The organism is Fibrobacter sp. UBA7003 (assembly GCA_002449765.1).
In the GTDB taxonomy this organism is placed as follows: Bacteria; Fibrobacterota; Fibrobacteria; order Fibrobacterales; family Fibrobacteraceae; genus Fibrobacter.
Window position 1 is genome coordinate 84485 of sequence record DJXN01000010.1, and the last position, 21216, is coordinate 105700.

The window sequence follows — 21216 nt, forward strand, 5'->3', positions numbered from 1 at the left end:
ATTGTCTAGATTTCGTACAGAGGGCAAGAGCTAAACTCTCTATTTCACACTAAAAATAACATAAAATAGTCTAAAAAGCGCACGAAAGTGCAGAAAAATTCTTTTTTTTTCGGAAAAAAGGCGTTTTTTCTCAAATGTGTATTCCATAATCGGCTCTTCCTTGTAGTTTGGACGTACCCTGTCATAGTATTGTTTTTTGCACGGGAAATGTAAAAGGCTACGTCCAAAGCGTTATAGACATCTTTTACAATTTTCGATGGGGAAACGGAAATCTTAAAATTTGACGTTTTTTCGTCATTTTCGGTCGTTTAGCCACTAGCGATGACTTTAGCCCGTGCATACCGATGAAAACGGTTTTTTGATTACGGAAATTATCGACTTTCTGAAAACAGGTGCCGGCAAACTTTTGGGCTAGCGTATAAGGCTTCACAACGCGTAAAAGCATAGTGAGTCATAGCAAATAAGTATTAATAGCTTATGCAATTATTTATTTTCGGTGAAATAAACGTATATTTAAGCCAAACGCCTGGTACACAACCTTGTGGACCACAACTTTGTGTACTTTTTGGTGCACAATCTTGTGTACCGATGAAAAATAATGTATATTATAGGCGGAGGTTCCCATGAACGACGCTTTTATATATGGTTATGCGGTTGAGGGCGAAAACTTTACGGATCGCGAAGCTGAGACCAAAAGGCTCAAGGCGAATTTTGAGCATGGGGTAAATACCTTGCTTATCTCTAATCGCCGTATCGGCAAGACATCTCTGGTTCGCCATGTCGGCCGCTTGGTGAATCCAAAAAAGGCCTCAGTCGTCTATTTGGACATTTTTGACTGTCGCAGCGAATACGATTTCTACAATAAACTTGCGACCGCAGTCTTGCAGCAGACTTCGTCAAAGATTGATTCTATCCTGCAAAATGCGAAGAATTTTTTGAGCCGGGTTTCGCCTAAAATCAGTATGGGGCCGGATCCGACGTCTGAATTTTCGCTTTCGCTGGGTATCACTCCGAAGGAAAACGCTCCCGAGCAAATTTTGGAATTGGCCGAAAATATTGCGAAAAAGCAAAAGAAGCGCATCGTTGTTTGCATCGACGAGTTTCAGCAGATAGGCGAGTTTCCGGATTCGCTCTCTGTCCAGAAACGGCTTCGCGGTGCATGGCAGTTGCAGCAGAATGTATCGTACTGCCTGTTTGGTAGCAAAAAGCACCTGCTCACAAACATCTTCCAGAACAAGAGCATGCCATTCTATCAGTTTGGCGACGCGATTTACCTGGGTGTCATTTCTACCGAAAATTGGGTTCCCTTTATCTGCGATAAGTTCAAGAAGCATGGACTTCGTATCGACAAGGAACAGGCTTCAAGAATTTGTGGCGATGTGGAAAATTATTCTTCTTACGTGCAACAGCTTGCCTGGCTGGTAATGCTGCACACGGAACGCGAAGTTACTTCTGAAATAATTGATACCGCCATGAATGAACTCATCGCCCAGAATGCGGCGCTCTTTATGCAGCAGACAGAGGGGCTTTCCAGTTACCAGATGAACATGCTTCGAGCGATAGCCGCAGGAATTCATAACGGTTTCCTGTCGCAGGAGGTGCTGGAGACCTATCGCCTCGGGACTAAATCGAATATTCCCCGAATAAAGAAGGCCCTGATAGACCGAGATATAGTGGAACAGCGTGAAACGGGTCTCTATATCAGCGACCCCATATTCAACAAGTGGTTTAAAAGGTTTTAAAAATGAACATCAATTCTCTGCCGAAAGACTACCGTAGCCGTTTACTCCGTGAAACGAACTGCATCCACAAAGAACCGATTCCGTCTAAGACTCTTGCAAAACTTCTGAATGCTTGCCCAAAGGATCCCGTCCAGGATATTCATTTCTGCACGACGCCGGAACCAGAAAAAGACGAGGTTTGCGAAGAACAATTGCGCAAGGCCGAGTACATCGAAATCCTTAAAAAGCGAATTCCTAAAATATTCGAGAACTTTGTCAAGTATTCCGGAGACTTTGAATTTTCGCTGTTCTTGGACCTTATGTTTGATGAATACGCAGGTGAGTCTCCCTTCAAGGAAATGTTCCCGGAAGGTTATCCTGCAAGATTCAATTTCCCGAACATTGACGAGCGCATTTTCAAGTTCGTAGAACAGAATTTGTCTATTGGGTTTATGTTCCTTTTCGGAACGGATGAAGACAACTTGACATTGGTTGTTCCTGAGGAATTTATTGAAATTGTGGATGGAACAAAACGGTCTATGGCAGGGTTCCATGACTATTGCAAGGTTTACGCCAACCTTTATGGCGTATGCAATCCCGAGACGGTCATCAGCAAGTGGAACATGGACCATGTCGACCGCACCCTGACCAAGAAACAAGGAGTTGCGGCGATCAACGAGTGCAGTTTGTTTACCCGTTATTTTACGAGCTATGGCGTGTGCCTTTGCGCCTGGAGTGTCGAAACATCTGTAGTGATTGAGCACATTATTGAAGAGCGCAAAATCCATCGCCCCTATAGGCCGACCAATGAGGAATTTAACGAGTGGCTTGACTATACGGACGATATCAATGAAAATCTTGCGGAATTCAAGACCATCCGCGATCACTTTAAAAAGTATTCGGATAAACCCGCCTTTGCTGATTTTGATGCGCACTGCCTCCTGGATGATTTGCGCATGGCTATGGAACATCCTGCTGCAATTGTTGAAAGGTATCGTCGGCAACTCGGCTTTACCCGTATCGATATGGACAAGATTACACCCATTATCAGTGCCATTATGGAATTGAACAACAAGGCTAGACTTTGGGTTACTTACGGAAATGTTCCAGATGAATTGTCTTCGTCTCAAGAAAGTGGCTTTGGAATGAAGCGGAATATTGCCGTTGTTCGCTCGACGTCGAAAGTGGGGCGCAATGATCCTTGCCCTTGTGGTAGCGGCCTCAAGTACAAGAAGTGTTGCGGCAAAATGGTGAATTAGGGTTTGTTGAAACTTATTTTACTGGGATTTGGTTTATTGGCGGCTGTTTTTGTGCTGAAATGACATTATGCCGGATTTGGAAACTGCAGATGAAATGTTTTGTCTTCAAGACGAACTTGAAGTAAGCAAAAGACACAAAACCGCGACGATTCTCGCTGCTGTCCAAGGTCACAAATTGTGACCTTGGTTGCTTTTTGTCATTTTTTGCCATTTTTAAATGCTATTTTAGGGATATGTGCGTAAATGTCATATTGACAATTAGACATTCAAAACCTATTTTTAAGTGGAGGAATAAACCTATGGCAGTGGCAATAAGATCCATACCAACGCTTCAAGGGGAAGACGCTGAACGCTTTCTCAAGGAAGCCGAATACGCCGAAAAGAACGAGCGTAAACAGGATTTTGGTGATAAAATCCTGCTCGTTAGGAATTTCCTCCGCGAACAAGGTTTCTAGACATGACCCTTGCCGAATTTTTGAACCGATGCTCCTTTGCTCGGCTTTCTCCGGAATTGTTGCAAAGTTGCAACCCCTTCAAATGCGGAAATGAAGACCTTGACGAATTTTTCAGAGAGGATTTTCGACTATACGGTGAAAAACTTTTGGGAAAGACTTATGTCTTTCGTCTAAGAGAGCGTCCCGAAAGCATCGTTGCTGCATTTACAATATCAAACGATTCAATTCGAATCAAACAACTTGCTCCTGAAGACAAGGCGAAGATTGAACATGTCACGGAGAATGGCGAGAAGAATCTTCGCCGCTATCCCGGAGTTTTGGTCGGTCGTCTGGGGACGAATATTGAATTTGCCAAACAAGGTTTTGGCTCTGCAGTAATGGACTTCATCAAAGCTTGGTTCCGTAGCGACGAAAACAAGACCGGTTGCCGGTTTATCATCGTTGATGCAATCAATAAACCGGAAGTCATTCATTACTATCAGAAAAACAATTTCAAATTCCTTTATAGTTCCGAAATTAACGAAGCAAGGGCTCTTGGAATAAACGTGAAAATGCTGGGAGAAAAACCTTTGCATACACGTCTGATGTATTTTGATTTGATTGATATTAAATAAAGATGTTTTACTTCGGTGTTTATTTCCGTGAATTCATGCGCAAAAGGCATAGTGAGTCATAGCAAATAAGTATTTTGAATAGCTCGCATAATTATTTATATTGTGTATATGCGAAACATTGTCCTTATAGCGTTGTTCTTTCTCGTGGCCTGCAGCGATGCCGCGAGCCATTCGTCGCAACCCGAAGCTCAGACGCCGAAATCGTCCGCCAGTAAAACGTCCGGTGTAGTGCCAGCAAGTTCATCGGCCGGTTCAACATCTAAAGTGGGGGAGGCTCCCGTGAAACTCAAAATCCATGTGAACGATACCACCTTCACGGCAACGCTCGAAGAAAATTCCTCGGCCGAGGCCTTCGCCGAATTCCTTGCGCAGGGCGACCTCACGCTCGACATGCACGACTACGGCAGTTTCGAGAAGGTGGCCGACTTGCCGCGCAGTTTTCCGCGTAACGACAAGCAAATCGACACCGACGCGGGCGACATCATCCTTTACCAGGGCAATTCCATCACCATCTACTACGACAAGAACTCCTGGAACTTCACGCGCCTCGCCCGCATCGACAATGTGAACAAGAAACGCCTCCAGCAGATCCTCGGCAAAGGGAACGTGAAGGCGACATTTTCGGTGGAATAAACAGCGAAAGCTCTAACAAACCCTCGCTTTTGTAACTAAATTTTTACACAAAATTTCTAGTTGTTCTATTGACATTACAACGATAATTGGATATATTTTGTGTTGTAACGATTAAAGAACAACAAAAACGGGCTTGGCCCAAGGAGATTCAAAATGGAAAAGAACAACTTCAAGACCGTAAATCTTGGCAAGGGCGTCGTGGAAGTCTACGATTTCGGCGCGGTCAAGCTGCATGCCTACAAGACAAACGACCTGATAACCGACGAATGTTTCTTGCTGGAAAAGGGCGGCAAGATGTTCATGGTCGAAGCCCCTTGTTTCTTCGACAACATCAAGGAACTGGAAGCCTACATCAAGGGCCTTTCGGTAGAATTCGTGGGAACGGTGATTGCCTACCATGGCGCGGGTGCGACCTTCATGAAGGGAGCTCCCGTGTACAGCACCCGCCATGCCGACGATTACAACCATAACGGAGGCGGTGCAGCCCTAGTCAAGAATTTCACGGCGGCTTTTGGCGATGCTTTTGACAGCTCCATTTACGCGACGACAGACTTTATCGAAGGCGAGACTTTGAATCTTGCGGGCATCGACATGCGCATTGTCGCGACCCAGGAGGCATTCAATATCGAGTTTCCCGAAATCAACGTTGTCTACACCCACATGATGGGCCACGACGTCCATTCCATCGTGGCAGGGAGCAAGCACGCCGATGCCATCATCGCGCAGCTTACGGATTACATCGACCGCGGAATTTCCCTGATTCTCACGTCACACTACACGGTGGAAAATCTGGAAGATGCCCGTGCAAAAATCCAGTACCTGAAGGTGATGAAGAATATCGCCCTCAAGAACGTGAACCCGGCGGCATTCAAGAGCGCCATGAAGCAGGAATTTACGAACTACTCTGGCGAAAAATACCTGGACATGACGGCGGGAATGTTCTACAAATAGACCAAGGTGCGTGTGAACGCAGGCAACAATTGTTAAATTGCGGATTATGAAAGTCAGCGTTCGTTTTACGGCAGCGGTCCACACCTTGCTTTGCATCCACTTCTTCGAGGGGGCGGAGCGGGTGACCTCGGAATTCATATCGAGCAGCACCGGCGTGAATGCGGTCATCATCCGCAAGGTCCTTTTGCAGTTGCAAAAGGCGGGCCTGGTTGAGACGGCTCCTGGCGTAGGGGGCTCTCACCTTGCGCGTCCTGCCGACAAGATAACGCTCCTGGATGTCTACAAGGCCATCAACGATAACGACGAGGAACGGATCGTCTTCAGTTTCCACCCGGAACCGAATCCGCTGTGCCCCGTAGGCAGGAACATCCATCGCCTGTTGGACCCGGCCCTGAATTCGGCGCAGACGGCTCTGGAAATGGAACTGGAGAAGACGACCCTGAAGGGACTCGCCACACAACTCAAGACCGCCCCTGAGTCATCCGGGAGGAAACATGAACCAAGCAGAGCGCAGACTATTCCTGATAAAGTATCTACTGGCGGAAAGTCCCAGGTACAGCGGCACGACCATCCCCGCGGACGCCGAAGGACAGAAAATCCTGCTACGTTCCTTGATGAACGTGCGGGAGGCCGCCCCCGCAAGCGATGAATTCTACAGGATTCAGGACGAATACCTGCAGGAATCCATCCGTGGTCGTGGAATAACGGATGTCGCGGACATCGAAAGTATCGGCAGTCGCTTCAGCGCGGGTGCGCCGGACATGTTTGGCGATTCCCTGTTTTTGTGGCGCGGCGACATCACCACTCTCAGGGTAGATGCAATCGTAAACGCGGCAAACAGCGGCATGACGGGTTGCTGGCAGCCTTGCCACAGCTGTATCGACAACTGCATCCATACCTTCGCGGGGGTCCGCCTCCGTAGCGCTTGCGACGCCCTGATGAAACGGCAAGGGCACCCCGAACCCACAGGACAGGCAAAAATCACGCCGGCCTACAACCTGCCCTGCAAATACGTGCTGCACACGGTGGGGCCAATCGTGGGCTACGGCCTTACGGAACGGGACTGCGAGTTGCTGGAATCGTGCTACAGGAACTGCCTCGATGTTGCGGCCCGGAACGGCGTGGAATCGATCGCCTTCTGCTGTATTTCTACAGGTGTATTCCGTTTCCCGCCGGAACGTGCCGCCCAAATCGCGGTGGATACGGTGCTGGAATGGAAACGCCGTACGCAAACCCCCATGAAGGTTGTCTTCAACGTTTTCAGCGAAAAGGACGAGGCTATCTATGCGCGGATTTTTGAAAAAATCAACGGATGATTTTTCTGCCGAAGTATCGAGACTGAAAAAGGCGCTGGCAAGGGCGGATGCCGTCGTCGTGGGCGCGGGCGCCGGACTATCAACATCGGCGGGATTTACCTATTCCGGGGAACGCTTTGTCAAGTACTTCGCCGACTTTTCTGTAAAGTACGGCTTTTCGGACATGTATTCCGGCGGCTTTTTCCCTTACGGCACACCCGAAGAAATGTGGGCTTTCTGGAGCCGCTATGTCATGATAAACCGCTACATGGCCGCCCCGAAACCCGTCTATGAAAACCTCCTGAAAATCCTACGGGATAAGGATTACTTCGTCCTTACCACCAACGTGGACCATTGTTTCCAGAAAGCGGGCTTTGACAAGGAACGGCTTTTTTACACCCAGGGCGATTACGGGCTTTTCCAATGCAGCAAGCCATGCCACCCCTGCACCTACGACAACGAAAAGCAGATTCGTGCCATGTTCGACGCCCAGGACTTTTCAAAAGAGACTGGCTTGTTCGCCGCCATGACCGTCCCTGCGGAACTGTTGCCCAGGTGCCCCATTTGCGGCCGCCCCATGTCCATGAACCTGCGTTCCGATTCCACCTTCGTAGAAGACGACGGCTGGCATCGCGCTGCAAAACGTTACCGCGAATTTCTCGACAGATGTAACGCCATGCGCGGCGGAAACGTGCTGTTCCTGGAACTGGGCGTAGGCATGAACACCCCCGGAATCATCAAGTACCCGTTCTGGCAAATGATCGCCCTGAATTCGAACGCCACCTACGCCTGCATCAACTACGGACAGGCCTACGCTCCCGACGATATCGGAACCCGCTCGATATGCATCGACAGCGATATCGGCGAGGTGGTGACGTCTCTCTCGGTGGAATAAACGTTTTCTTGTCACCTCAAGAAAAAAAATACAATTATTCTCTTGCTTTTCAAAAATAATGTTTGTATATTTACGAACAACGAACAGGAACCGAAATGGCCAAAAAAAGCAAATACTGTGAAGAAACCGAGACTTTGGCGAGGTATGCCAAGGCTTTGGCGCATCCCGCACGCATAAGTATCATGCAGTTCTTGGCCAAGCGCAATACCTGCTATTTTGGCGATATCCACGAAGAACTGCCCATTGCGAAGGCCACGGTTAGCCAGCATTTAAAGGAACTAAAAGAGGCCGGTTTGATCCAAGGTGAAATTGAAACGCCCAAGGTCAAGTACTGTATAAACAAAAAAAACTGGAAAAAGGCCCAGGCACTGTTCGGTGATTTTTTCAATAAGGATTTTTGCGATAGGGGATGCGATTGCTAAAAAATTTTACCATATATGTTCGTTATTCTACGAACTACAAACAAAAAAAGAGGAAATAATGAAAAACATAAAAATACTCATGAGCCAGTGTGGCTGCAACATTGCTTTCGCCGAATCTGTTGAAAAAATCGTTAAGGAATCGGGCCTAGATGCTTCAGTTTCCCGCATTGACGATGTTGTCCAAATGCTTCCGTACAATGTCATGACTTTACCCGCGCTTGTTATCGATGAACGGCTTGTGTCCACAGGTAAAATTAGCGAAGATAAAATAAAAGAACTTATCAAAGGTGAAATATGAAGATACTCTTTCTTTGTACAGGCAACAGGTGCCGTAGTCAAATGGCCGAAGGATTTCTCAAGGCACTGGATTCGTCGTTGACCGTATGTTCTGCAGGAACGTTTCCGGCAAAGAACGTGCATCCGACTGCAATCGAAGTGATGAAGGAACGAGGGGTTGACATTTCCCTTAATAAGCCAAAAAATGTATCGCAGTACCTTGATACATCGTGGGACTACGTTGTCACCGTCTGCGACAAGGCGAAAGAAAGTTGTCCGATTTTTTTGGGGGGTGTCAAGAACAGAATTCATCTTGGCTTTGATGATCCTGACGCGTTCAGAGGGACTGAAACCGAAATTCTGCAGGAATTTCGTCGTGTAAGGGATGAAATAGACATGGCAGTAAGGGCTTTCTATGATACAATTATTCACCGATAATCTTGTTTACAACATCATTGGATTGGATGGCTCGTCTCCTTTGGGCTCGACGATAAATTTTTTCGTTTACGACAGCCTCAAAATTATCCTGATATTGCTTTTTATTAGTTTCCTGATGGGGCTGCTGAATACATTTTTCCCGATTGAGGCGATTCGCAATTTTTTGTCGTCGCATCGTTTGTATGGAATCCAATATTTCCTCGCCGCAATCTTCGGAGCGGTCACCCCTTTCTGCTCATGTTCCAGTATTCCCCTGTTCATCGGTTTTGTCAGGGGCGGCATCCCCCTTGGCGTCACGTTCAGTTTTCTTATAACATCGCCACTTGTAAACGAGGTTGCTATTGCTATGCTTGCGGGAACATTCGGATTGAAAGTGACTGTGATTTATGTAGGTTCCGGCGTGTTTCTTGGAACATTTTTAGGGATGTTCCTAGAACGGTTCAAGCTGGAAAGATTTCTAAGCGATTGGGTGAAAAATTTGCAGCGGACAAACGAATCCGTCAACAACGATGCAATGCCATGTAGCCTTAAGCAAAGGGGCGTTCAAGTACTGCAGAAAATACCCCAAGTAGCAAGGGATGCCCTTGGTGTAACGCGTTCGGTTTTGCCCTATGTGCTTGCTGGCATTGCGATCGGCGCATTAATGCACGGTTATGTTCCCTCGGGATTTTTTGAAGAATACCTGTCAAAAGACAAATGGTTTGCCGTTCCCCTGGCGGTAATTCTTGCCGTTCCCATGTACGCAAATGCAGCTGGAGTTATTCCCATTGTCGAGGTTCTTGTTCAAAAGGGTGTCGCTCTTGGCACGGCACTTGCCTTTATGATGGCCGTTGTGGGACTCTCGCTCCCCGAAGCCATGCTTTTGAAAAAGGTCATGACACTTAAGCTGATATTTGTCTTTTTCGGAACGGTTACAGCGGCAATCATCGTTCTTGGGATCGGTTACAATCTTTCTATAAGTTCCTGATTATTTAGTTTGTATATTTTATAAGGATGTATTTACGGAATATAGCGACATTTAAAAAGATATTGGTGCTTGTGCTGTTCACGGCATTTGCAAGTTTCGCACATGCTGAAACGCCCGCAGCCGATTCGACAAGCGTGGATTCCGCAGCCATCGATAGCGCACAAAAGCTTTCTTCGCTCAACCATCTGGGCCATAACATGTTGCTGAGTGCGTTCGGCTGGCCGCTCGGATTCCACATGCTCGGCGGTGCGCTTACGTACAAGTTCTCGATGGAAAACAACGACCTGATGGTGGCCCGTTTTGCGGCACGTCAGGACCAGTTGGCGTACGGCATCGCGTTCACTCCCGGCATGATGATGGGGACGTTCTTCCCGATTCTTGTTCCGGGCTACATGTACTTTATCAGCGACAACCGCACGCTGAACAACACCGGTGCCGTCGCCGTGCAGGCCACCGCCGTGGCGTTCCTCTACAACAATATTCTCAAGGCGATTTCGGCACGCGAACACCCCGACGCGGAACTCAACAGCGGCGGGCGTTCCCGCGATTTCAAGTGGGGGTTCTTCAGGCGCGGAGTCTTTTACGGCTGGCCCTCGGGACATTCCATGACCAACGCGGCCATGGCCATGAGCATCGCAAGCTACAACCGCGACAAGCCCCTCGTCGTGGCGGGCTGCGCCCTGTATGCAGGCTACATCGCCACAAGCATGGTGCTCGGCGCAAAAGGGGAGGCCCACTGGTTCTCCGACGCCGTCGCGGGCACCCTGATGGGAGCCTCCATCGGCTGGTACATCGGCAGCGTGTTCTACAAGGAAAAAGTCGGCGAAAAGCAGACCCCGCCCAAGGTCACCATTGCCCCGCTATTCTTTGACGACACCAAAGGCGCCGTGCTCAGCGTGAGAATTTAGGGATTTACTTTTAAGAAGGCCTACTCTTCAATACCGTAGAGTCGGTTGTGGGCGAGGCAGTCGGCGAGTTTTTTGTATTCGGAAACAAAGGCTTCGCGGCTCGGGGCATCTCCGAGTGCCCGGTAGAGCGCGCTCGAGAGTGTTCCGCGGTCGAGCATCTTTTCCATGGTGCTTGCGGAAACTTCGGTGAGTTCGTTTTTTACCATGGCAAAGATGTGTTTCCAGAGTTCGCCGGCTGTGCATTTTTCGCTCATGCCGAAAACAGAGAGGTATTCGGGCCAGTCGATGACGGTGTCCTCGGCATCGCGGGAGGTTGCAGTAAGGAGTGCCGAGAGGCGTTCCGTATCAAAGTCACGAAGATTCTTGCCCGCAATGGCCTTGAGCGTCGCAATTTCGAGTTCCACGATGGCGATGTCCGCGTTTGGGCATTCCTGGATGTCCACGAGCCGGATTTCGATGGCTCCGCGGTCAAAACGCGCGATGGCCCCGCGGCTGTTCAAGAAGAAATGGTTCAGAAGGTGCTCGGGGTCGTAGGGCGCGATGGCCTTCTTGACCTTGTCGAAGATTTGCCTGTTGTATTCGTCGTAGGTGTATGCCTTTTCGGGAATCACGAGGCCCGCGATTTCGGGGACCTTGTCCTGGTTGTGGCGGTAGACTTCGATGCGGGCATCCTTGAAGCCCGTGTACTTGCCGTCGAGGTAGGGGCTGCTCGCGGCTATGGCGGGGATGAGCGGCAAGAGCAGGCGGATAGCAGCATGCAGCTCGCCGAATTCCTCGTCGCCATCGAAAGAGAGGTTCAGATGAGTGCTCTGCAGGTTCGCCCAGCCGTGGCCCTTGCAGTTGAAGATGCGGTCGTACGTCTGGTAGATGTCGTTGCAGTCGTAGGGCCAGAGCTGCATCTCCGAGGGGTCCATGAAGGGGTGCGCAGCGCTTGGCAGTAGCATGGCGTTAATTTTTTCGAGCTTCTTGTTCGCGCGGCGGATTTCGTGGAAGAATCGTTTGCCGAGCCCGTCGAAGGTGGATTTGGGGTGTGCACACTTGAATTCGAGCACATGGCTCACGAGTTCGTTCGAAAGCCCGATATCGTCGTATTCCACGTCGGAAAGTTGGTTGCCGTCCTTGTCCTTGCCGAGCGGGATGTCGGCGCGGGGCAGCACCTGCAGCGTTTCTCGGTCTACGATCATGAATTCCATTTCGACGCCGAAGCGTTCCCAGATTTTAAAGTTGCTCATGACAATCTCTCTTCGTCAAATCCTTTCAGGGCTCAGGATGACGTCTCGTTAATAATTCCAAAAGTCTTTCTCGTGCTGGATGAGCTTGTGTTGCGCGGCGTGCATGCGCTCCTCGATGCGGTGGCGCAGGCTCCTCATGATGGTGAGGTAGAGCTTCTTCTTGCCCACGAGGTCCTCGATGCCGTGGTCGATACTCGGGTTGTCGTTCACCTCGATCACGACCGGGTGGCCGTTGATTTCTTTGAGGTCCACGCCGTAGAGCCCGTTACCGATGAGGCTTGAAACACGGAGCGCCGTCTTCACGATGCCGTGGGGTACGCTCTCTATTGGCAGACAGTCCCACTTGCCGCAGGTACCCTGCTTGTCCTTGCTGTCCCAGTTGTAGATTTGCCAATGGTTCTTGGCCATGTAGTACTTGCAGGCGTAAATGGGCTTGCCGTCGAGGATGCCGATGCGCCAGTCAAAGTCGGTGGGCGTGAATTCCTGTGCGATAAGCAGGTCGCTGTGCTCGAACATCGTGTCGAGAATCTGCTCCAGTTCTTCCTTGTTGTTCGCTTTCTTGACGCCCATGCTGAAACTCGAATCGGGCGTCTTGATGACCATGGGGAAGCCGAGTTCCTTCGCAAGCGTATGGCGGTTTTCGCTGTGCGCGATGATCGTCTTGGGCGCGGGAATCTTGCCTACGGTCATGAGCTCTTGCAGGTAAACTTTGTTTGAGCAGCGCAAGATACTGTCGGGGTCGTCGATGACGGCGATGCCTTCGCTCTGGGCGCGGCGCGCGAACGCGTAAGTGTGGTGGTTCACGTTCGTCGTCTCGCGGATGAATATGGCGTCGAATTCGCCTACGCGGTGGTAGTCCTTCTTGGTGATGAGCTCCACGCGGAATCCCGTATCCTGCGCAGCCTCGATGAAGTTGTGGATGGCCTGCTTGTTGCTCGGCGGTTCCACTTCGTCGGGATTCACGAGGATGCCGAGGTCGTACACGTAGTCTTCGCTCTTCGCGGAGGTGTAGCGCGTCTTCTCGAAGTACTCGATGGCGAACTGGTCCACCATCTCCTTGTGCGTCTCGGGGATTTCGTCGACGCTGATGGGGCGGATGCTCTGGATGAACCACTTCTGCTTGAATACGAACTTGGCGCGGAGCAACGGGGCCTGGAAAATGCGGTAGAGTTCCTGCGAGAGTTCCAGGTACTGGGCGCTCACGTTCTGGCCGAAGTAGATGGAGAGCACGAATTCGGTGCCGGTCAGCTTGTGCAGGCTCTTCTGGATGAGTTCGTCGATGTCGTCGCTGATGATTTTCACGACGGCCGGGGCCTTGAAGTCGCGGATGTTCTTGACGTTCGGGATGACCTTGTGGCCGCGCGCCTCGGCAAGCAGGCTCACGTAGTAGCCCTTGCTCTGGTAGCTGTAGTCGCGGCAAAGGTTGAATATGCGCACGCTCTTTTGGGTGGTAAATTCCGGATTGGTCAGGTAATCTTTTGCCGATACGATTTCGGCTTCGGGGATGTGGAATTTCCAGTTTTTCGGATTGTTGACGACAATGATCTTTTTCATAATCTGTATAAAAGTTATGAAATAAAAGGGTGCGTGGCTAGGGGTGAAATTTTTTTACTATATTTGGGTTCGCTCGGGGTGTAGCTCAGCCTGGTAGAGCGTCTGCTTTGGGAGCAGAATGTCATCAGTTCGAATCTGGTTACCCCGATATCAAAAGGGACCCCTTTATGGGGTCCCTTTTGACATCTTAGGACCAGATCGAACTGATGAAATCAGTTCGGCAAAAACGCCGATGAGCGAAGCGAATGTAAAGGAGTTTTTGAGCTTATGCGTTAGCATAAGCCCGTAGGGCGGCGCGAAACGAAGTGACAAGCCGCAATCTGGCTCCCCCGATAGGGAAAGGCTCCTTAGGGGGTCTTTTATTATATTTGTAAAAGTTTTTATTAAGGGACTATAATGAATTCTCAAAAATTTTTCGGTTTGGCGGCAATCGTGGCTGCTTTGGGCCTTCTCGCTTGTGATGATTCTAGTACCTCTGCTCCGTTCGAAATTGCACCTTCCGAAATAGGGTGTAACGTGACTTATGGTAATGATTACGTTTCTCTTGTAAACGTGACTGAAATATCCAAGATTTCTCAAGTGACGACTTTTAAGGGCGAGTATGCGGTTGAAACGACGACTTACAGGTTTGCTGAATCGGCTCCGCAGTCGGCCGTAGACAAAGCTTGTGCGAATGAGAAAGAAAACGCGTCTTCACAAGATAAGGTTACGTGTTATTCTAGAAAAGTTGAGGTCGTTAAAACGTTATGGAGAGGCTCAAACAGTAAAATGATTGTTTCTGCCTACCTTAACTCGGTCGGATCTTCTTACGAAGCTAAATGCGAGCGCATAAAGCAGTAATCTGCTCCAAAAGCTAGACGATTTTCCTTTCCGCAATCCACTTGCGCACGGCTTCTTCGGCGCGGGAGGCAAGGATTTCTTTCTTGTTCTTCTTCTTGAGCCCTTCGTGGTTGGGGAGGAGCCCGAAGTTGAAGTTCATCGGTTGGAAATCCTCGTTCTCTTCCACGAGGCGGTTCATGAGCGATGCGATGCAGCTCTCGTTCGGGAGCGGGTCGGCATGCCCGTGCAGGATTGTCTGCGCCATGTTCCATGCGGCATACCAGCCGGTTGCGACCGCTTCGGTGTAGCCTTCACTGCCGGTAATCTGGCCCGCGAACCACGTGGGCGGGATTCCCTGGGCGCAGGGGAGGTCTGGGCGCAGGCGCAAGGTCGCGTCCAGGAACTTGGGCGATTCGATAAACGTGTTGCGGTGCATGCAGCCGAGGCGGGCAAAACGGGCGTTCCGGAGGGCGGGCACCATCGTGAAGATTTCTTTTTGCGTGCCCCACTTGAGGCGCGTCTGGAAGCCCACCATGTTAAAGAGCGTCTTCTGCTTGTTTTCGGCGCGGAGCTGGATGACGGCGTACCACAAGTGGCCGTTATTGCCCAAGCCAAGCCCGATGGGGCGCATGGGGCCATGCCGGAGCGTCTCGTAACCGCGGCGGGCCATTTCTTCGACGGGCAGGCAGCCCTCGAACAGTTCGTTCTTCTCGAAGGGGCGCGGCTCCACGGCTTCGGCTTCGCACAGCTTGCGTACAAACTCGGCGTAGGTTTCCTTGTCGAGCGGGCAGTTGATAAAGTCGGCCGTTTCGCCCTTTTCCCAGCGGTTCATGTAGAAGGCATGGTCGAAATCAATGCTGTCAGTCTCTACTACAGGAGCGATGGCGTCGAAGAAATGGAGGCGCTCGCTACCCAGGCGCTTGAAGATATCGTCGGCGAGCGCGTCGCTGGCCAGCGGCCCCGCCGCTACGAGGGTAGGGCAGTCGCCTTCGAGGCTCGTGACTTCTTCGCGGTGGAGCGTTATGTTCGGGCACTCCGCAATCTTTTTTTCTACGGATTCGCTGAAGATGTCGCGGTTTACGGTCAGGGAATCGCCAGCGGGCACGGCCGCCTCCCGAGCGCTATCCAGCAGAAAGCTCCCGAGCATCGTGAGTTCCTGTTTTAAAAGCCCGTGTGCACTCGTAATGCCCAGCGCCTTGAAGCTGTTAGAACAAACTAACTGCGCCAGGTGGCCGTCCTTGTGGGCGGGAGTGTTCTTGACCGGGCGCATCTCGTAGAGGTCTACCTTGAAACCGCGGCTCGCCAACTGCAAAGCCGCCTCGCAGCCTGCGAGACCACCACCGATTACGCGTACTTTATGGGTCATTCTTCCTACTAAATCCTTTCGTCTTTCGTCTGTAGGACCGTAGGTCCGTTCTTTCGTCTAGTTAGCCACCACTTTACGGTAGCTTTTCGCGTTGCCGATCCAGAGCTTCACGAGCAGTTCCTCGAGCGAGGCGGTAGACACGCATTCCGGGTCGGCATCCTGTATTTCGTCCGAAATCAGGTTCGCCTGCGTCAGGTTGAGCATCCCGTAGTACATCGCTTCCATCAGTTGCGACGCGAACTTCGGGGAAATGTTCGCCACGTAGTCCATGTCGTTGAGCGGCGGCAACTGCTTGTTGTCGGGGCTGAACTGGTCGAGGTTGTCCATCGTCCACATGTCGGCAGCCTTTCCCATGTCGGGCGAAGGCGCAACCTTCAGGAGCTTTTCCTTGTATTCGCGCCATTCGACATCGGTCGTGCGGCCTGCCTTGCGGACAGACTTCAGGAAGGAGAGGACCGCGTAGTAGAGGTCCTTTTCCTTCTGGTTCGTTTCTTTCTGCGACACGGGAGGCATACGCAAACCCTTAGTGGCGGAAGTGCCTCATGCCGGTGAACACCATGGCCACGCCAAGCTTGTCGCAGGCTTCGATGGAGAGGTTGTCCTTCTTGGAACCACCCGGTTGCACGATGTACTGGACGCCAGCCTTGGCAGCGGCTTCCACATTGTCGGGGAACGGGAAGAAGGCGTCGGAGCCCATCACGACTTCGCTGAACACCTTCTTTTCCAGAGCCTTGAGACCGGCCTTGTCGATGCACTTGCCCTTTTCGTTGAAGAACTTCTGGGCGGCCTTCATGCGGGCCACATTGTCGCGGACGCGGGGCTGGCAGAGGCGGAGGTTAGAGTCAATGCGGTTCGGCTGGCCGGGGCCAAGGCCGATGACCTGGAAGTAACCGCGGGCGTATTCGTAACCCATGACGATGGCGTTAGACTTCGTGTGCTTGGTCACGATCCAAGTGAAGCGGGCGAGGGCTTCCTTGTTCTTTGCGAACTTCTTCTTGGTGACGCATTCGAACTTTTCGTAAACGTCGACGTCGCGGTCCTGAACCAGCATGCCGCCGATGACGTGCTTATAGACCTTGCAGCGGGTTGCCTTCTTGATCTTGCCCACTTCAAGGAGACGAATGTCCTTGGACTTGTTCTTCAAAAATTCCAGAGCGTCCTTGTCGAATGCCGGGGCGAGAAGGATTTCAACGAACTTGCCCTTCAGGAATTCGGCGGTTTTCAGGTCCACCTTCTTGGTAACGGCAATCACGGAACCGAAGGCCGACACCGGGTCGCCTTCCCATGCAGCTTCCATGGCGTTACGGAGGGTCTTGCCGGTAGCGAGTCCGCACGGGTTCATGTGCTTCACGATAACGACCGCATTGTCGTCGCAGAATTCGCGGGCCATCTCGAGGGCTGCGTCGGCGTCTACGATGTTGTTGTAAGAAAGTTCCTTACCCCAGAGCTGCTTCGCGGTGGCGAGGCTTGCTTCGGTGCAGGTCGGGTCGCGGTAGAAGATGGCGGACTGGTGGGAGTTTTCACCGTAGCGCATGGGCTTCGGGTCAACGAATTTCAAAACGAGTTCTTCGGACATATATTTTCCTTTTGGAGTTTTTACACCCTCAAATATAGAAAAAAGCCCCTGGCAGAGCGCCAGGGACTTTTTTATGGTTACCAGAAACACTGAATAAAATTCAATGTTTCTAGTTCGGAATTACTTGAGCGTAATGCGGGCGGACTTGACGGTACTGCCGGCCTGCACGCGGACGATGTAACTGCCAGCCGTCAGGTTCTCGAGAGAAACCGTATGGGCACCGGCCTGCATGTTCTCGGAGACGTTCTTGACGCTGTGGCCGGTCAGGTCGAACACATGGACCTTCACATAACCCGCCTTCGCGACGGAAATATTGAGGCTAGAACCCTGGGCGGCAAGCTTGATGCCCTGCGTGGAGGTTCGGGCGATACTCTTTATTCCGACGGTCGTACTGACGCACTTCAGGTCGTCCACATAGAGATAGTTGAGCTTCGGTTGAGTTTCGGAATTCTTGTAGCCGATGACTTCCCAGGCCATTTTCTTGATGTTGGACTTGTTCAGCTCTACGGGCACACCCCAGGACGGCTGAATCAATTCTTCCCAGGGAATAACGACGGTCTTCCATTCTGCGGAATCAAGCTGCCTGCGCTGGTGGAAGGCGTAGTCCTGAACCTGACCGTCCTGAACCTTGAAGGTGTGGCGGCTTCCCTTGTAACGGTAAGAAATGGCCTTGCACGAACTCAAGTCATATCCGGCAGAGGTATCGGCCATCATGTTGATGCCAAGAGCCACAAAAGGAGCCTCTTCGTAGGTACCCTGGTTCCATACAACGCCTTCGAGGCCGACGAAGCCCTTGGTCCCGTTGGTCGGATCCTTTGTTCCCGGGAACACGACGACATAGCCTGGAAGTGCCGGATCGTAGACGTTCGTGATGCTGGAAAGTCCGCCTGGTTCCTTGTCGGTATAGGCATACCAGGTGCCTGTCGTGTTGAGAATTTCGTCGACATCTTCGACGTCATCGATGACGAAGAGGTCGCTAATCACAACAGAAGAAGAGACCGGCGGCTCGATGGCTAAAGAGGAACTCGAGCTCGTGGGGGTGACGCTGGAGCTGGAATTTGCCGAAGAGGAGGATTTTGCAGAAGAAGAAGACTTGGCGGAAGACGACGATGTCGGAGTGGTGGTTCCGGAAATGGCAGTGATGCTAACGCCGTCGCAACGTATATCATCGACATAGAGATAGTCGTAAAGCGGCTGAATTTCAGAAGCCGGACGATCAACAACACCATTCACTTCCCATGCCAGACGTTTAGCCTTGCCCAGGTTCTTGCTCAGGTCCATAATCTGCGGATTACTCCAAGTGGTATGCTGCTGGAACATGTCCATAGTCAATTCTGCTGTTTTCCATTCGCCGGAAGCTTCTGCCTCGGCATAGTGGAAGTTGTAGTTGGTAATTGGAGAAATCTCGATACGGAAGTTATGGGCTGCACCTTTGTATTTGTAAGAAATTGTGGAGCAGTTCGCAAGTTGAGCGAATTCTGAAGTATCCTTCTTGAAGTTTAGGCCCATGGCGACATACGGAGCCCAAGCATACGCACCCTGGTCTATGTAAATTTTTTCCAATGCGGCCATGTATTTGGATTCATTGCCATCCTTGGCTGGGACAATCACGTCATAGGTTTCTTTTCCAAAGTCGTTTACCCATTTCTTGTTGGAAATCTTTGTTGCTCCGTTTTCATCGGCGTCAGACCAGGCAGACCAGAAACCGCCTGTATAGGTATAGCGGTCACCATCTTCCATGTCGTCGATGATGTTTGTGGTAGCTCCGTTTGCGACACCCTGGGAGAATCCGGATTCGGCAGAAGAAGAGCCGAGGCTGTTTCCGAGGCCGCAATCCTTATAATTATGGCTACCGGCGAGGTATCCCTTCACCATGTTTCCGGAAGTAGAATACTTAAGTCCCTGGTTCAGGGTGAGGGACGTAAAGGCAGCGGATTTTTCGTTGATGGCAGAAGCAGACCAGTTTGCCCAAGAAATGCCATTCTGGTTCATCCAGTTCACCCAGGACTGGCTTGAGCCAGAGTTAGGCTCGCCGTTACCATCGGCAGAAACGGTTCCCCACTCAGAAGCGAACACGGGGACACCATTTGATATTGCCTGTGCTGCACGTTCATTGTAGCCTCCGTTACCCACAAAATGCGTCGCTGCATAGAAATGGAGTGTGCAGGCAAAATTCTTCTTTGAGTCTTGGATACCGGCAGTAGCGCACTGTTCCGGATGGCTGGACCAATCGGGGCTACCCACAAGAATCAGGTTGTCGGAATACTTGCGGATGATGGGAATCACCTGGTTTGCATGAGATGCGACCGTACCCATGTCGGCGCCGTTTGGTTCGTTCCACACTTCGAAAATCACGTTGTGGGTCTTGCCAAATTCCTTAGCAGCCCATTCGAAGAACTCCTTGGCTTCGTTTGTGTAACCCTGGGCACTTTCGATATGCCAGTCAAGGATGATGTAAATATCGTTTTCGACGGCTGCATAGACCATCTTCTTGACCATGGCCTTCTGGTCATTTGCGCCACCTGTGGTATAGGAACGTTTGTGGCTATCGAATTTTTCATCGGCAACGCCCAAGGCGAAACGGATAACTTCAATCCCCATGTCATTCACCATAAGGCCCATGGCCTGGGAAGTGTAGTACGCAAGTGCGCTATCTGCAGCGGAACTCCAGAAAAGGCTCATGCCTTTTACCTGGACTGTTGAATTGGTGTACTGCGGGCAAGTGCCGGACAGTTTGCCACCGTTGGCCTTAAGCGCACCGTAGGTGCTCACGGGACCAACTCTAGTCGGGACAACGGCCATTGTCGCCGTCGCAGCAACGAGCATCATTGTTGCAAGAATTTTTTTCATTTGACATCCTCTATTTTGGGGTTTACACCATCCCGGAATGAAAAATAACTTTATATGCTGTAAAAGCATGTAATATTTGCAAAACACGCAAAAAACGCGTTTTTTACCGCGCTTTGAAAATATGATTTTACAGGATATTCTTTGGAAATTTGCCTAGAGCAGGCTTGCGGGCGGATTGTTGTCGTCAAGGCCGGGAAGGTTCGGGTTCGGCGCGATGTTGTCGAGCGGGTCCTCGGGTTCGACAATCAAGTTGTAGTAAACGTTGTTCTTGAGCTCGTCCTCGATGTAGAAAAGCGTGCCGCCCATGGCAGAACCGCAGCCCGCACAAGCGCCCTGGTAGCGAATCTTGAGGCGGTTGTCGTCAGTGAGGTCGAGCACTTCGAGGTCGCCGCCGTCGCCCTGGAGCATGCCGCGGACGGACTGGTGGAGCCATGCTTCGACCTTCTCGATCTTTTGCGCCTTGGTAAGCGCATTCCATTCGGCATCGGCCTCGGCGCGTCCTTCGGCAGTCTGCGTGCGGTACTTGATACGCTCCATCTTCTCGCGAACGAGGATGGCGGTCGCCTTTTTCTCGGGATAGCTTTCGAGAATCTTTTTGATGAGCGTATTCGTCTGTGAAATCTCGGGTGCATTTAACGGAATGGCGGGGGAGTCGGGCGTGTCGCGCAACTCCTGTTCCAGGCTCTCGGCGGTTATGGCGCATGCTTCGTCGATGGTCGCCATCTGGATTTTCTTGCAGAACGTGTCGGCTAGAGCCGTGAATATGGGTCCGCCGTAGGTGAAAAAGCGGGTCTCCAGAATCTTGTCGCATTCGGGGTCCACCATCAGGTAGACCTTGAGGCTTGATTCCTTGGCATCGACCAGGGCAAGTCCTTTTTCGTCGGCTTCAATCTGGAAAATAGCACCCCTGTACTTGGGGGCCTTCGCTATCTCTTGAACCTTGCTGGAGAGGTTCGCACACAAATCTTCGCTCATAATGACGCCA

At 51.0% G+C, this 21216-nt stretch carries 21 protein-coding genes, 1 tRNA gene and 1 pseudogene; 16 read left to right on the plus strand and 7 right to left on the minus strand.

Annotated features, from left to right (window positions below; all coding sequences use genetic code 11):
- The first annotated feature begins 623 nt into the window (after positions 1–623).
- From B2952_RS06935 to B2952_RS07000, 14 genes and pseudogenes are all read left to right on the plus strand, one after another.
- On the plus strand, positions 624–1742 hold the full coding sequence (locus B2952_RS06935; RefSeq protein ID WP_290734715.1) for an AAA family ATPase: 1119 nt from the start codon (positions 624–626) through the stop codon (positions 1740–1742).
- Positions 1743–1744: 2 nt separating this feature from the next.
- A complete protein-coding gene (locus B2952_RS06940; protein ID WP_290734713.1) occupies positions 1745–2980 on the plus strand; it encodes a YecA family protein in 1236 nt (411 codons plus the stop codon).
- 299 nt (positions 2981–3279) lie between these two features.
- Positions 3280–3435 (plus strand): hypothetical protein, encoded by a 156-nt coding sequence (locus B2952_RS06945; protein ID WP_173352310.1) that lies wholly within the window; start codon positions 3280–3282, stop codon positions 3433–3435.
- Positions 3436–3437: 2 nt separating this feature from the next.
- Entirely contained in the window at positions 3438–4049 is a 612-nt protein-coding gene (locus tag B2952_RS06950) for a hypothetical protein (protein WP_290734711.1), read from the plus strand.
- Positions 4050–4157: 108 nt separating this feature from the next.
- Positions 4158–4682 (plus strand): cyclophilin-like fold protein, encoded by a 525-nt coding sequence (locus B2952_RS06955; RefSeq protein ID WP_290734709.1) that lies wholly within the window; start codon positions 4158–4160, stop codon positions 4680–4682.
- 153 nt (positions 4683–4835) lie between these two features.
- The gene (locus B2952_RS06960) at positions 4836–5633 is read left to right on the plus strand and encodes a hypothetical protein (RefSeq protein WP_290734707.1); all 798 of its coding nucleotides are present in this window, start codon (positions 4836–4838) and stop codon (positions 5631–5633) included.
- A gap of 46 nt (positions 5634–5679) precedes the next feature.
- Positions 5680–6096, plus strand: a pseudogene (locus B2952_RS06965) (Rrf2 family transcriptional regulator); the annotation flags it as partial.
- Between the two features lie 31 nt (positions 6097–6127).
- The gene (locus tag B2952_RS06970) at positions 6128–6949 is read left to right on the plus strand and encodes a protein-ADP-ribose hydrolase (protein WP_349679829.1); all 822 of its coding nucleotides are present in this window, start codon (positions 6128–6130) and stop codon (positions 6947–6949) included.
- Positions 6918–7823, plus strand: a complete 906-nt coding sequence (locus tag B2952_RS06975; protein WP_290734703.1) for an SIR2 family NAD-dependent protein deacylase — start codon at positions 6918–6920, stop codon at positions 7821–7823. The genes B2952_RS06970 and B2952_RS06975 overlap by 32 nt, the downstream gene beginning before the upstream one ends.
- A 95-nt stretch (positions 7824–7918) precedes the next feature.
- Positions 7919–8245, plus strand: a complete 327-nt coding sequence (locus B2952_RS06980) for an ArsR/SmtB family transcription factor (protein ID WP_072797224.1) — start codon at positions 7919–7921, stop codon at positions 8243–8245.
- Between the two features lie 58 nt (positions 8246–8303).
- Positions 8304–8543, plus strand: coding sequence for a thioredoxin family protein (locus tag B2952_RS06985; RefSeq protein ID WP_083585204.1), 240 nt, complete (start codon positions 8304–8306; stop codon positions 8541–8543).
- Positions 8540–8959, plus strand: coding sequence for an arsenate reductase ArsC (locus B2952_RS06990; protein WP_290734698.1), 420 nt, complete (start codon positions 8540–8542; stop codon positions 8957–8959). The genes B2952_RS06985 and B2952_RS06990 overlap by 4 nt, the downstream gene beginning before the upstream one ends.
- Positions 8937–9926, plus strand: coding sequence for a permease (locus B2952_RS06995; RefSeq protein ID WP_290734696.1), 990 nt, complete (start codon positions 8937–8939; stop codon positions 9924–9926). Before B2952_RS06990 ends, B2952_RS06995 begins: the two co-directional genes overlap by 23 nt.
- A 71-nt stretch (positions 9927–9997) precedes the next feature.
- Positions 9998–10834: a phosphatase PAP2 family protein gene (locus tag B2952_RS07000; RefSeq protein WP_290781548.1), complete on the plus strand. Its 837-nt coding sequence runs from the start codon at positions 9998–10000 to the stop codon at positions 10832–10834.
- Positions 10835–10854: 20 nt separating this feature from the next.
- Here B2952_RS07000 and B2952_RS07005 read toward each other — a convergent pair whose 3' ends face one another.
- Together B2952_RS07005 and B2952_RS07010 are read right to left on the minus strand one after the other, a co-directional pair.
- Positions 10855–12066, minus strand: coding sequence for a carboxylate-amine ligase (locus tag B2952_RS07005; protein WP_290734692.1), 1212 nt, complete (start codon positions 12064–12066; stop codon positions 10855–10857).
- 48 nt (positions 12067–12114) lie between these two features.
- Positions 12115–13620 (minus strand): RimK family protein, encoded by a 1506-nt coding sequence (locus B2952_RS07010; protein ID WP_173366820.1) that lies wholly within the window; start codon positions 13618–13620, stop codon positions 12115–12117.
- Positions 13621–13694: 74 nt separating this feature from the next.
- Here B2952_RS07010 and B2952_RS07015 point away from each other — a divergent pair.
- Positions 13695–13768, plus strand: a tRNA-Pro gene (locus B2952_RS07015).
- 248 nt (positions 13769–14016) lie between these two features.
- On the plus strand, positions 14017–14460 hold the full coding sequence (locus B2952_RS07020) for a hypothetical protein (protein ID WP_173381177.1): 444 nt from the start codon (positions 14017–14019) through the stop codon (positions 14458–14460).
- 13 nt (positions 14461–14473) lie between these two features.
- Here the strand turns inward: B2952_RS07020 and trmFO are convergent, their stop codons facing one another.
- From trmFO to B2952_RS07045, 5 genes are all read right to left on the minus strand, one after another.
- The gene (trmFO, locus tag B2952_RS07025; RefSeq protein ID WP_290734689.1) at positions 14474–15805 is read right to left on the minus strand and encodes a methylenetetrahydrofolate--tRNA-(uracil(54)-C(5))-methyltransferase (FADH(2)-oxidizing) TrmFO; all 1332 of its coding nucleotides are present in this window, start codon (positions 15803–15805) and stop codon (positions 14474–14476) included.
- A gap of 57 nt (positions 15806–15862) precedes the next feature.
- Positions 15863–16318 carry a hypothetical protein gene (locus B2952_RS07030; protein ID WP_173365914.1) on the minus strand — a complete coding sequence of 152 codons (456 nt, stop codon included), beginning with the start codon at positions 16316–16318 and terminating at the stop codon, positions 15863–15865.
- A 10-nt stretch (positions 16319–16328) separates the two neighbouring features.
- Entirely contained in the window at positions 16329–17381 is a 1053-nt protein-coding gene (locus B2952_RS07035) for an IMP cyclohydrolase (RefSeq protein ID WP_290734686.1), read from the minus strand.
- A gap of 120 nt (positions 17382–17501) precedes the next feature.
- On the minus strand, positions 17502–20231 hold the full coding sequence (locus B2952_RS07040) for a CIA30 family protein (RefSeq protein ID WP_290734684.1): 2730 nt from the start codon (positions 20229–20231) through the stop codon (positions 17502–17504).
- 153 nt (positions 20232–20384) lie between these two features.
- A complete protein-coding gene (locus tag B2952_RS07045) occupies positions 20385–21206 on the minus strand; it encodes a NifU family protein (protein ID WP_290734682.1) in 822 nt (273 codons plus the stop codon).
- Positions 21207–21216: the final 10 nt, after the last annotated feature.